Source organism: Alteromonas sp. AWM4_230, assembly GCF_056158305.1.
In genome coordinates this window covers 4059319-4072628 of sequence record NZ_JBSWTB010000001.1, presented here as the reverse complement: position 1 = coordinate 4072628, position 13310 = coordinate 4059319, and the positions used below count along the sequence as shown (strand labels likewise).

Sequence of the window (13310 nt, the reverse complement as noted above, 5' to 3'; positions counted from 1 at the left end):
AAATCGTTAAGTGTGCGAGCTTATTGCATCTACCGCCTCAAAAATTAGCCGTGCAGCCAGCTTTGCTGTACGGCTATCAATATCATAATTCGGGTTCATTTCCGCAACGTCACACAGCCTCCATTGATACCCGTAAGTATTTTGGTGCTGAGCTAAAAAGTGGAGCGTGTTGATAGCAAGAGCCGGAGAAATCCCCAATGCACAGGGTGCACTAACACCAGGTGCTTGTGCTGCTGGAAATGCATCTAAACATATGGTGACGTAAAGCTCATCGATGTCTTTTAGCATCGGAGATAGCAGCTCATCTATTCGCTGCATACAAAGCGATTCATCACTTAATGCTACGTCGGTCAAATAGCGCGTGTTAGACGTGTTGGCAAAGTCAAACAGTGCTGGTGTATTGGCTGCTTTCGATACGCCCAAACAGGCATAATGAAACGGTGTGTCGTGTAACTGGCAGTGCTCATACACTTGCCTGAACGGCGTACCTGAACTGGTGTTTGGAGAAGGTTTTCTTAAATCAAAATGGGCGTCGAAATTAATAATACCAATACGAGACGTTTTTGGGCTTGCATTAAAAACGCCTTGATAGCTACCCCATGCAATTTCATGTCCCCCTCCCAGCCCAATGACCAATCCATCATGTTGCTTGAGCGCATAACAAATGGCGTCGGCATATTGGGTTTGTGCTTGGGCTAAGTTCTCTTTAGCGGTAACATTCCCTAAATCAGCCAATCCTGCGCTTGGCCAGTGCCAGGGCAAGTTTGCAAGTGCTTGGCGAATAGCATTTGGGCCCGCGGCTGCACCTACGCGGCCTTTGTTAAATGCCACGCCCAAGTCACTTTCAAAACCAATAAGAGTAGTGGTGTTGGTCAAGTCGCTATCTTCACCATCCTCAATTTCGTTAACTTTTTGATGCCAGCGCATTCCACCAGCACCATCTTCGCTGTCTATTCTGCCTTGCCACTTAAACATGTTTCCCCTCCTTAAACACAGCAATAGGGCGATGACCATTAATACAGTAAGCAAGTTCAGCGGGCGTTTCGATATCCCACAGTGTTAAGTCAGCAAGCTTGCCTGCTTCAATAACACCTCGGTCATGTAGCCCAAGTGCGCTCGCCGCGTGTATCGTGGCACCGCGAAGTGCTTCTTCTGGGGTTAACTGAAACAACACGCAACTCATATTCATCGCGGTAAGTATAGAGGCTAACGGTGAACTGCCAGGGTTAAAGTCTGTCGCTATCGCCATTGGAATATTATGGGCCCGAAGTGCATTTACCGGCGGCTTTTGCACTTCACTCAGATAATAAAACGCGCCTGGAAGCAATACGGCTACGGTACCACTTTGGGCAAGTAAGGGGATGTCACTGTCAGCTAAGTATTCGATGTGATCTATCGATAGTGCACCGTATTTAGCCGCCAAAACAGCACCTTTGCTGTCGCTAAGCTGTTCTACATGAGCTTTAATGGGTAAACCGTGCTGCTGTGCGCAGCTAAACACCCGTTCTGTTTGTGAAGTTGAAAATCCGATAGTTTCACAAAATACATCAACGGCGTCAGCTAAGTTTTGCGAAGCAATGTAAGGAAGTGTCTCGTTGCAAACGAAATCGATATATCCTTCTGAGTCGTCAGCAAATTCATTGGGCAGGGCGTGAGCGCCTAAATAGGTAGTTTTAATACTTACAGGAAGATGCTGCTCAAGGGATTTAGCCACGCGTAACATGCGCACTTCAGTGTCTAAATCCAATCCGTACCCTGATTTCACCTCAATGGTGGTAACGCCTTCTTCGCATAGTCGCTTTGCTCGCTTTATCGCGGTATTACGCAAAGTGCGCTCATCAGCACATCGAGTTTTTTCCACTGTACCTTTAATGCCGCCGCCTCGCTGGGCTATGTCAACGTAACTTGCTCCCTGCAAACGCATCTCAAACTCTTCAGCGCGGTTACCGCCGTACACTAGATGCGTATGGCAATCGATGAAGCCAGGCAATAGCCACGGGTGTTTGGGCGTTGTACCTTCATTTTGCGGAACTAGGGTAGTGGCATCTATCACGCTACTAGCTTGCTTAAGCACTTCGCTTAATGAGTTATCGCAGGGAATTAGTGCAGCAATTTTCCCGTCCTTTAGGGCAATGGCATGTGAAGGTAATTCGCCATTAGGCAACCCATTGTTTTGCATAGATGCAATGCGAACGTTGTAAATAAGCGTGTCGTACTGATAACCCATAATGTGCTCAACCCTAAGTCACCTACTGTCTAGCTCTTTGCCTAGTTTTACCCAGTGTCTTCACTGAAACATAGTGCAATTTTAAAAGTCAGTGTACTTGTGCATACTTGTATATACAAGTATGCTGTTATCATATTATTAACAATTTAGTTGTGAACCCACGATATGCAACCTCGATACAGGATTATCAAAACGGCAATTTTGGATGCCATTGAAAGCGGTGAAATGAAGCCGGGTAGTCAGGTGCCCTCAGAAAACCAACTTGCCCAGCAACATGGTGTTAGCCGAATGACAGCGCGGCGTGCGTTAAGTGAGATGGTAGATGAAGGAATCTTAATGCGCAGTCAGGGAATAGGCACTTTTGTGTCAGACAGCCGCCCTATGAGTTCAATGTTAGAAATCAAAAGTATTCGCGATGAAATTGAGAGGCGGGGGCATAGATACACTAACGAGATATTGGTGCTTGAAACTGCGCCTGCCAGTGATGCTATTTCACAGCGCCTAGCCGTTGATGTGGGAGAAACTGTATTTCACAGCATTATTGTGCATTGCGAGAACAACTTGCCCGTTCAGTATGAAGAAAGGTGGGTTAATCCAGCTTGGATTAACGACTACTTAGATAAGGATTTTAAAGCGCAAACCGCAAACTTTTATCTGAATCAAGTCGCGCCGCTTTCTCAGGCGGACCACAGCGTTGAAGCTGTAATTGTTGAAAAAGATATTGCACAAGCGTTACTGATAAAGCCTAAAGAGCCGTGCCTGAAGATTACTCGAAGAACATTTTCCCAGGTGACGGGGAACGGAAATGGGTCAGCCGCTGTGGTTAGCCACGCTGTGTTGTTCCACCCTGGCAGTAGATACCGACTGGGAGGACACTTGGAGTTTTAAGTGTAAACGCGCCTAAGACGCTAGCTCTCAAGGCGCCTTTTATAAAGATACAGCTTCTTATAACAAAAATGTTTCAGTAAAAGATGCCTAGGAGAAGTTTATGAAACGCCTCGACCCTACAAGAGAAATTCGTGCCCCAAGAGGCAGTACGTTAAACGCAAAGAGTTGGCAAACCGAAGCGCCGCTTCGCATGTTAATGAATAACCTAGATCCAGAAGTGGCGGAACATCCACAAAACTTGGTAGTTTACGGCGGCATTGGGCGAGCGGCCCGAGATTGGGCGTCATACGACAAAATTGTTGAAGTGCTTAAGCGCTTAAATACTGACGAAACATTGCTTATCCAGTCAGGCAAGCCGGTCGGCGTATTTCCAACCCATGAAAACGCACCTCGAGTATTAATTGCAAACTCTAACCTTGTTCCGCACTGGGCTAACTGGGAGCACTTTAACGCGCTGGATAAAGAAGGCTTGATGATGTACGGGCAAATGACGGCAGGGTCGTGGATATACATAGGCTCGCAAGGCATTGTGCAAGGCACGTATGAAACCTTTGTGAGCGTGGCCAAAACCCATTTTGACGGCAACGCTAATGGGCGCTGGATTTTAACGGGCGGCTTAGGCGGTATGGGTGGAGCACAGCCACTTGCGGCTACCATGGCTGGCTTTTCAATGGTGGCAGTGGAAGTTGATGAAACCCGCATAGATTTCAGAATTCGCACAGGCTATTTAGATAAAAAAGCCCAATCCCTTGAAGAAGCTATGCAACTATTAGAGAGAGCCAAACAAAACGGCAAACCAGTCTCTATAGGCTTGCTCGGCAATGCTGCTGAGGTATTTCCCGATATGCTAGATAAAGGGATCATTCCTGATGTCGTAACCGATCAAACCAGTGCTCACGATCCGCTTAATGGCTATCTGCCGATTGGATGGACGCTAGATCAAGCTGAAGCGCAGCGTACAAAAGACGAAGCTTGCGTGGTTAAAAAAGCGAAGCAGTCGATGGCATTACAGGTTAAAGCCATGCTGGGCTTTCAACTGGCAGGTGCGGCAACACTCGATTATGGCAACAACATTAGACAAATGGCCCTGGAAGAAGGCGTTGAGCATGCTTTTGATTTTCCGGGTTTTGTACCCGCCTACATTCGTCCGCTGTTCTGTCAGGGCATTGGCCCCTTTAGGTGGGCAGCTTTATCTGGCGATCCAGAAGATATCTATAAAACGGACGCTAAAGTTAAAGAGCTTATACCCGATAATCCGCATCTACATAACTGGCTAGATATGGCCAAAGAACGCATTCAATTCCAGGGCCTGCCTGCGCGTATTTGCTGGGTTGGTCTAGGTGAAAGACAAAAGCTTGGACTTGCCTTTAACGAAATGGTGCGCAGTGGCGAGTTAAGCGCACCGGTAGTGATCGGTCGAGATCATCTCGACTCTGGTTCGGTAGCGTCACCAAATAGAGAAACTGAAGCTATGCTCGATGGTTCAGATGCGGTTTCGGACTGGCCGTTATTAAACGCGCTATTAAATACAGCAGGTGGTGCGACTTGGGTGAGCCTACATCATGGTGGTGGTGTAGGAATGGGCTTCAGCCAACACTCAGGCGTGGTTATTGTTTGTGACGGTACTGATGCAGCGGCCGAACGTATAGCTCGGGTACTTCATAACGACCCCGCCACAGGCGTAATGCGTCATGCGGATGCTGGCTATGACATTGCAAAAGATTGTGCCGCCAAACATGACCTTGACCTCCCTATGATGAGTTCCGTGGCTAATAATCAAGGGGTTGGCAATGAAGGTTCAAATTATAGTTCACTCGAAAATAGCTCACACCAAAGCTTAGACGGGGAGGCGTAGTTATGTCCCAAACGTCTTTTTTCACTGAGCAAGAAGGTATTAAAAAGCTAATGCTGGTCCCTGGCACATTGACCCTAGAACAGTTAAGAGAAGTGCATCGAAACCACATTCACTTGTCGCTGGTGGAAAATGCGATACCTGCCATAAACGCTGCCGAGCAAGCAGTGCTTAACGTGATTAAAGAAAATCGTACTGTTTATGGTATCAATACCGGCTTTGGGTTATTGGCTAATACCCGTATTAATGTCGATGAATTGGAATTATTACAGCGCAGTATAGTACTTTCTCATGCGGCCGGTACTGGTGAATTTATGCAAGAAGATACAGTGCGTTTGCTTATGCTGCTAAAGATTAATTCGCTATCACGGGGTTATTCGGGAATTCGGTTGAGCGTAATAGAGGCGCTGATTACTTTATTTAACGCTCAGGTTTATCCAGCCATTCCAGAAAAAGGGTCGGTAGGGGCTAGTGGAGACTTAGCGCCTTTAGCACACATGAGTGTAGTGCTTTTAGGGGAAGGTGAAGCCTTCTACAAAGGAGAACGTATAAGTGCGGCTAAAGCATTAGAAATAGCGGGCATGGAGCCAATTGCGCTGGCACCCAAAGAAGGCTTAGCACTGTTAAACGGTACACAGGCATCAACAGCGTTTGCACTTCAGGGGTTATTTTACACTGAAAATGCACTTCATAGTGCTATCGGTGTTGGTGCGCTTACGGTTGAAGCCGCGTTAGGCTCTCGGGTGCCCTTCGACCCGCGCATTCACGAAGTACGAGGCCATAAAAGCCAGTGCGATGTAGCCTCGGCTTTTAGAGCATTGCTAGATACCTCAGAGATTGGCAATTCACATCAAAGATGTGAAAAAGTGCAAGATCCGTATTCATTGCGCTGCCAGCCACAAGTAATGGGGGCTTGTTTACAGCAAATGCGCTACGCCCAAGATATTCTAGTGACTGAAGCAAATGGCGTTAGCGATAACCCGCTAGTTTTTGTTGAAAGCAGTAATGGTTCGAATGTTGACGATGCTACCGCTGGCGATATTTTGTCTGGCGGAAACTTTCATGCGGAAACGGTGGCGATGGCAGCAGACATGCTGGCTATTGCGCTGTCTGAAATTGGCGCACTGTCAGAGCGTAGAATGTCGCTAATGATAGATACTCACTTAAGCGGCTTGCCGCCATTTTTGGTTGAAAACGGTGGTGTAAACTCAGGGTTTATGATTGCGCAGGTGACCTGTGCGGCACTTGCTAGTGAAAATAAAACCTTGGCGCACCCAGCATCCATCGATTCTTTGCCTACGTCTGCTAACCAAGAAGATCATGTGTCTATGGCTACATTTGCGGCAAGGCGATTAAGAGACATTTTTGACAACGTAGCGGGCATTTTAGCCATTGAATGGTTAGCGGCCTGCCAAGGTTTAGATTTTAGAAAACCGTTAACAACGAGTGAAAAGCTGCAGGAATTAATGCAGTTGCTAAGAAAGCAAGTGCCTTTTTACGACAAAGATCGCTATTTCGCGCCGGACATTGAAAAAGCCAAGCAACTTATAAAACAGCATGCGCTTATGGATAAAATACAGCTTAACCTGTTAGGCTAAAATGATCACAGACTCGGTAATTCGAGTAGGTACATAAAAGGTTATAATTAGCATAGAGGCGATAAAGGTATGAAAACAAGCGGACGTTGGATGAAGCTCAAAAAACACCGTGCTTTTTCAAATAAGGTTTCAATAAAAAGCACCGCTTTCAAAGGTTCTGTACTTGGGCTACTCACTGCTTCGCTTTTTACGCTAGCAGGCTGTAGTGATAGCGAAGTTGGCGACGTGTCACTTGGGCTCTTTACCACAAAAGACATCAAAATTGATGCGCTTCAAGACCCTGTTGTCACTGGCGTTACCTGTCATATTTCAAGTATTGAAGCGAATTTAGATTTGTCTGATCCATCAGACAGTTCTATTGCGTGCAGACAAACCGGCCCAATCACAGAAGAGATGCTAGAGGCTATTGATAAGTCAGATTCCGGTGAAGTGATATTCAAAAAATCTAAAAGCGTGTTTTTTAAAAACATGAAGCTTCGACGAATTTATGACGCCGATTCAAAAACGCTGATTTACCTGTCTTACAGCACTAAAGAAACATCAGGCAGCTATAAACACAGCCTTTCTACTGTTCCATTGTGGGAGACGCTAGCCTTTAAAAAGTCAACGTAAGTACTAATGTGTAAATAACGCGAATGCCCTCGAAAGTGAGGGCATTTTTAATGATGTTCATAGCTTTTAAGGCTAAGCGTGATAGCGTTTATGTACTAGTAAAGGAAGCTCAGCTATGAAACTTTACACATCTTTGGTGAGAAGGTGGCAATCGCTTAGAAAAAGCGCGTGTAAACCAGCATGGCACTTAATGCGGTGTCATCGTCGGTTAGCGGGCTATCGCTAATGCTATCGTCAAAGAAAGTAGCGCCAACCTCTAAACGCGTCATACCGCCTAAAAACTGGCGGGTAGAAACAGCAATGCGGACTTCTGTATTAAGTGCGCTATCGCCGTTATATGTGTTTCGAAACGCAGTAGCTTCCTCGGGACGTACACCGTAATAGTAGTCGACATAATTACTGTCTTGGTAGGTAACCCCGACCGATGGCTCTATCATGAAGTTATCTACTCTAAACTGTTTGCCTATTCGAGCAGACGCTTGATAGCCGTCGAACTTACCCAGAATATCCGCATTGGTTGATAATGAATATACCCAGCTGCCCGCATTATAGTTGAGGCCAACGCCAGCCGCATAGCTAAAGTCTCTATCTTCCATACCTGTAAACACGGCGCTGTCATCTTCTTCATAACCTGCAAATACCGGCACAAGTTGGGCATCAAGGGTGAGGCCCTTTTCTCTGTATAACTCGTAGCCTATGAATGGCCCGTAAACCCTAAGCTTTTCACCTGTATAGCCAATAATAGGAATAGGCACAATGCGGTTATCGAAGTCGGTATAAACGTCTTGAGATGCTGCAACACCAAAACCCCACATCCAGCCTTGAGGCTGTTGTGGTCTTGCTGACTGCTGTGCAGAAACGGTGGAGGAGAACACGAGTAATGTTGACAGGCTTACTGAGCCTAAACACTTTAATAGAGTCATTAATTAATTTCCTTTTTAATCACAATACAGACTAAACTTCAGGTTCGATCAATTCTTTGCCCGCTCTTCACATACAGTGCTTATTCAAAGGTGTAACCCAAAAGGGCTATATTTTTTAAAGCGTGTAGTGAGTAGGCCAACTAACCCCGTTTACAAATCGCAGCGGTAATCATCTCTATTATTAGCTTTTCTTTCATGAGAAAAAGAAATCACTGGAAGCAGTGTGAAGGTTGTTTGTTACAGGTAAATTTAAAGTGATTTGGAAAGTTAAACTGTGCATGAGAATGCTTAACGTAACTTTTTATCGATAGGGAAGATTGCTTGTAATACACTGAGAGGAGGTTTAGTGCAAAACCATAATAGTCTAAATTCAGTATTAAGCTCATTAGCTTTGAAATAGGGAAATGTTATGAAGTTTGTAACAAAGTTTAGTGTGCTGGTTGCTATATCAATGCTGGCAACCGGGTGCGTAACGCAAAGAGGTATGGATTCAAGTGAAAGTGTTCCTACCGAGATTAATGACGATAAATCAAGTTCAGGTAATCAAACAAACAATGATGCGGTAGATAAGAAGGTTGATGGTTCAGAGCAAGCGAGCGAGGACGAAGCCGATGAAGCTAAAGAACCGATAGAAGTACCAAAGCAAAAAATAGGCGTTTTTATCAATGCGAATGGTTTCCCATCGCACACCCATGTTGGTACGACTAAGTTTAATAACTTCACGAAGGAGTATGCATACGACTGGCAGATAGCATCTACGCTTTTTACTAAACTTAAAACGGCAATAGAACAATCAAGCCGCTTTGAAGTGGTGGACGTATCACCCAAAGTTAAAGGAGCATGGCAGCTTGATTTCGTGGTGAAGCAAGACAATAATTGGTCTTTTAATGAAAATCAAAATGCACTTAGAAAATCGCTGTTAGCTGACGGTGTTATAAAAATTATTATCGTTCAAGAGGCACCAACAGTAGCCATCACAGAATGCGGCACTTATGGTTGCTCAGACCATCAAAGTGAAGGGTTTGGTCTATTTACTCGGAGCTTCTTGGGAACCGATTATTACATCGCCTCCGCAAGTTTTGATATCAGCATTGAAAGCTTAGACAAGCCCGTAGACATTGCTTCGAAACCTTTGTTTAAAGAGTTACAAGATGACGCCATGAAGAACGTGCGCATTGAAGAGTTCGTTCCACCCGAAGACTTTGATGAAGTTACAGAAAAAGAACTAGCGCCTATTAAAAATTCAATAATGAGCTATTTTGAACGTTTAGCTGAAACGGCGGCTAAGTATTTTTCCAATCAATAAGTTTCAAAAAAACAAAAAACGGGCACTTAATCAAGTGCCCGTTTTTTTAGGTTTACTATCAAAACCTCAAGGGTGTGTAGGTGACCTTAGCGGCGCGTACGCGCTTTTTACGCGTTTTCTTTATGGGCCAAAAACTCTTCGTAGTTTCCATCGAAGTGGTTCAGCTGTTTGTCTTTTATTTCAATGATCTGTGTAGCCAGTGATGAAACAAACTCGCGGTCGTGGCTAACGAAAATCACTGTGCCGTCAAACTTGTAGAGTGCATTGTTCAGCGCTTCAATCGATTCCATATCCATGTGGTTGGTAGGCTCGTCCATTACTAATACGTTGATGTCTTCAAGCATAAGCTTTCCAAATAACAAACGGTTTTTCTCACCACCAGAACATACCTGAACACGTTTATTGAAATCATCAGAAGTAAACAATAAACGGCCTAACATGCCCTTAATTTGCAGGTCGTCATGTTTCGGGCTGCGCCATTGGCTCATCCACTCAAACATAGTGATATCTTCAGCAAAGTATTTGGCGTTGTCCTGTGGAATGTAGCCAATTGCGGCATTTTCTGCCCACTTATAGCTACCAGCGGTAGGCTCAATGTCATTCACTAGGCACTTTAACAGCGTAGTTTTACCTGCGCCGTTTTCACCGATGATGGCTAAACGTTGTCCCGCTTCCAACAGTAAGTTCGCATTGTCGAATAACGGAAGGTCTGGATAGCTGTGTCCTAAGTCTTCAAGGGTGATTGCAAGGCGATGTAGTTTCTTGTGCTGCTTAAACACAATATAAGGCTTACGACGGCTAGACGCCTTTACTTCAGCGAGTTCAATTTTCTCAAGACGACGTGCGCGGGAAGTAGCTTGTTTCGCTTTCGATGCGTTGGCAGAGAATCGCGCTACGAAGCTCTGTAGCTCTTCAATTTCTGCTGACTTTTTAGCATTCTCTGCATGAAGCTGTTCTTGAACTAGCATGGCAGCTTGAATGTAGTCGTCGTAGTTACCTGGATAAACGCGCAGCTCACCGTAGTCGATATCGGCCATATGCGTGCACACAGAGTTTAAGAAGTGTCTGTCGTGCGAAATAATAAGCATGGTCGATTTACGCTTATTAAGTTCTTCTGCAAGCCAACTGATGGTGTAAATATCCAAGTTGTTAGTTGGTTCGTCTAGAAGCAGAATATCAGGCTCGGCAAATAGGGCTTGGGCTAAAAGTACACGTACTTTTTTACCTGGGGCCACTTCCTTCATCAACCCGAAGTGATAGTCTTCGTCGATACCGGCAGATGTAAGTATTTCTCCTGCGCGGGCTTCAGCTGTATAACCATCCATTTCGGCAAACTGAGTTTCTAAGTCTGCTACGCGCATACCATCTTCTTCACTCATTTCAGCCTTGCTGTAAATGGCGTCACGCTCTTGTTTAACTTCCCATAATTCACGGTCACCCATGATCACGGTATCGACTACGCTAAACTCTTCGAACGCAAATTGGTCCTGACTTAATATACCTAGTTTCGTACCCGGAGCCATTGAGACGTTGCCCGAGGTTGGCGTTAGTTTACCGCTTAGAATTTTCATAAAGGTAGACTTGCCACAACCGTTTGCGCCAATCAGGCCGTATCGGTTGCCGTTGCCGAATTTTGCGGAAATATTTTCAAATAATGGCTTAGAGCCAAACTGCATTGTGATATTTGCGGTGGTAATCAAAACAGGTATCCAGGGGTAAAACGATGAGAAGAGATAGTAGCGACAGCGGTTGTCACTTCACTAATATATAAAAGCGCGCGCACTATAAGGAATTGAGGGCTACATGTCGAGGGAATTTTGAACAGTTTTTGCGCTGATGTGCTTTTGGCGAAGCTTATCAAGTATAAACTCGATTGCCTGAGGGCTTTTGAATGAGTTATGTGACGAGTTAACAATTGTTGTGTCTTTTGCCTCAGGTAAATATGCGCTGCTATAACTGACGACAGAGTCAGTTATAGCAGCGCATTCTGTTTCTGACTGGCAATACAAGGTACTGGTTGAGCCAATAATAGAATAGCTCTCGCCTTCTACAGGAATGTCGGCTAACGCTGTCATCAGCGGGTGATTGGGGCGCAACACTTGGACGCTATCTGGCCCGTAGTTTTGCAAGAAAGGAAGCATAGCAGCGGTTAATCTGCTCACGCCTACTTTTTCGATAAAGTTTTTAAATAGCGCTTTAAAACTAAAAGGGAGTGTGATGAGTGAAGAGCCTAACGATCCTATAAGGCTATTAGCTATTTCTGAGCCTCGGTGTGGCGTGTCGAGAAAAAACACCGTATTCTCTTTATACACAGGATTAAATATAAATATATCTCGCAACATTTCATCGCCTTTAGCAAGTAGCGCTTCTGGAGGCTCTGTGAAAGTAGTATCCCATAACGTGTTATCTGAATGCGTTGAAATCAGCTTTGCGATTACGCCGCCCATACTATGCCCTATCAATACCGCAGATGAAGAAGCGCCTTCCGGTGATGCTATCCGCTGGTTTAGCTTGTACAGTAAATTGCGAACTCGCATGGCGTTATAGAAAGGAGGAGGGCCTGATGGGTAGTACACGTGCAATATCTGATAGTGTTGAGATAATTCTTCGTCATTGAAAATAGCCATTGTGAGATACCGCCAAATTAGCGGGTCTGAATTGAGGCCATGAATCATAATAATCGGGGTTTTGACTGAAGAAAGCTCTCCAATACTAAAGACTCCCATTCTCTTTTCAGCGTCTTGTGCATTAATAAATCCTAGCCAGCTGAAATTGTGGATGTCGGCATTTTGTAATAGGAAAAGGTAAGCGGCAGCAGGTGAGTACCGTTGCGTGTATGTGTTGTTTCCAATCAGTATTTCGGTAGGCACATCGACGTGTTGGGCTTGCAAGGATATGTGAATTCTAAGCCCTTTCAATGCAACCGACTCAACTTGAAGGGTGTAAGGCGAGTAGATACCTTCTAGTGGATAGTTTAGGTCAAGGCTACGGCCATTCTGTGCTTGGTTGCTAATTCGAGCCACTGCAGCACCGCCAAGTTCACCAAATACCTTAGGAGAGAGGCGAGCGTCTAAGGCTTCTATTTCTGAAACTAAATCGAGCTCGCTTGGGCCCGAGTAGTTAACCTGAATTAAGTTGTCAGTTGTATGTCTAAGACGGAATAACTTGTTTACTGCGAGGTTATACCCGTCGATCCCTATAGCACGATGCGCATCGGAAAGACTGTCTCTTTTTAACAAGGTAATGTAGCAATCGAGCGCAAGCGCGATATCTAATGTAGTACTTTGCTCGTACGACGTGCACCGAGCAGCTAGTTGTATGTTGTCGAAGTGACTTAAGTCGGGCAAATAGCCATATCCGTATGCACCGGGCAAAGACAAAGGGGATACTTTTTTACGCATAAACTTATCTGAACTGCATGCACTAATACAGCAGACAGTCGCTACCAATACCCAATAAATGAGATTCTGCTTGATGCGCATTTCACCCAAACGCTAAAAAAAGTATTAACCTTTTATAGCGTGTTTTTGTCAAAAATTGCACCTGAAACTTAACTCCATATGGTATGAGGCGTGAAACAAGCGTTTCGAATCCCCCGCTCATTCTACAGATTGCCCCTTTTTGTTTGTTGCTTCTTTTATATTAGTGGCAAGCAAATAATTCCAGCATAAAGAAAATATTACATAACTGTCAGCGCGCCGTGATGCATCAATGCAGAATTAACGAACAAAGCTTTGAGCAGCATTCTTCGTATAAAGGTCACTTAAATCGTTATTTTAAAGAGAAAAATGGAACCTTGTCTATTATGAAAAAAAGGCCTTTTTAGTTGGTCTTAATCTTGCTGTGCTTATCTACTGAAAATAAACCGCAGAGCGATATGCGTCTGCTGAATCAGTGCGAAGTT

General features: G+C 44.8%; 10 protein-coding genes. 5 read left to right on the top strand and 5 right to left on the bottom strand.

What is annotated here, in order from left to right:
- Window positions 1-6 precede the first annotated feature (6 nt).
- Both hutG and hutI read right to left on the bottom strand, forming a co-directional pair.
- Window positions 7-975, bottom strand: coding sequence for a formimidoylglutamase (gene hutG / locus ACXACS_RS17540; RefSeq protein WP_474808497.1), 969 nt, complete (start codon window positions 973-975; stop codon window positions 7-9).
- A complete protein-coding gene (hutI, locus tag ACXACS_RS17535; RefSeq protein WP_474808495.1) occupies window positions 968-2227 on the bottom strand; it encodes an imidazolonepropionase in 1260 nt (419 codons plus the stop codon). The genes hutG and hutI overlap by 8 nt, the downstream gene beginning before the upstream one ends.
- Window positions 2228-2392: 165 nt before the next feature.
- Here hutI and hutC point away from each other — a divergent pair, with 165 nt between their 5' ends.
- The 4 genes from hutC to ACXACS_RS17515 all read left to right on the top strand — a co-directional run bounded on the left by hutC (window position 2393) and on the right by ACXACS_RS17515 (window position 7177).
- On the top strand, window positions 2393-3115 hold the full coding sequence (gene hutC / locus ACXACS_RS17530; protein WP_474808493.1) for a histidine utilization repressor: 723 nt from the start codon (window positions 2393-2395) through the stop codon (window positions 3113-3115).
- 100 nt (window positions 3116-3215) lie between these two features.
- Window positions 3216-4970 carry a urocanate hydratase gene (hutU, locus tag ACXACS_RS17525; RefSeq protein WP_474808491.1) on the top strand — a complete coding sequence of 585 codons (1755 nt, stop codon included), beginning with the start codon at window positions 3216-3218 and terminating at the stop codon, window positions 4968-4970.
- A gap of 2 nt (window positions 4971-4972) precedes the next feature.
- On the top strand, window positions 4973-6565 hold the full coding sequence (gene hutH, locus ACXACS_RS17520) for a histidine ammonia-lyase (RefSeq protein ID WP_474808488.1): 1593 nt from the start codon (window positions 4973-4975) through the stop codon (window positions 6563-6565).
- A 90-nt stretch (window positions 6566-6655) separates the two neighbouring features.
- Window positions 6656-7177, top strand: coding sequence for a CreA family protein (locus tag ACXACS_RS17515; RefSeq protein WP_474809325.1), 522 nt, complete (start codon window positions 6656-6658; stop codon window positions 7175-7177).
- A 155-nt stretch (window positions 7178-7332) separates the two neighbouring features.
- Here ACXACS_RS17515 and ACXACS_RS17510 read toward each other — a convergent pair whose 3' ends face one another.
- On the bottom strand, window positions 7333-8100 hold the full coding sequence (locus ACXACS_RS17510; RefSeq protein ID WP_474808486.1) for a MipA/OmpV family protein: 768 nt from the start codon (window positions 8098-8100) through the stop codon (window positions 7333-7335).
- Between the two features lie 409 nt (window positions 8101-8509).
- Here ACXACS_RS17510 and ACXACS_RS17505 point away from each other — a divergent pair, with 409 nt between their 5' ends.
- Window positions 8510-9406 (top strand): hypothetical protein, encoded by an 897-nt coding sequence (locus ACXACS_RS17505; protein WP_474808484.1) that lies wholly within the window; start codon window positions 8510-8512, stop codon window positions 9404-9406.
- Between the two features lie 107 nt (window positions 9407-9513).
- Here the strand turns inward: ACXACS_RS17505 and ACXACS_RS17500 are convergent, their stop codons facing one another.
- Entirely contained in the window at window positions 9514-11106 is a 1593-nt protein-coding gene (locus ACXACS_RS17500; protein WP_474808482.1) for an ABC-F family ATPase, read from the bottom strand.
- A 99-nt stretch (window positions 11107-11205) separates the two neighbouring features.
- Window positions 11206-12807 (bottom strand): esterase/lipase family protein, encoded by a 1602-nt coding sequence (locus ACXACS_RS17495; RefSeq protein ID WP_474808480.1) that lies wholly within the window; start codon window positions 12805-12807, stop codon window positions 11206-11208.
- Between the last annotated feature and the right edge of the window lie 503 nt (window positions 12808-13310).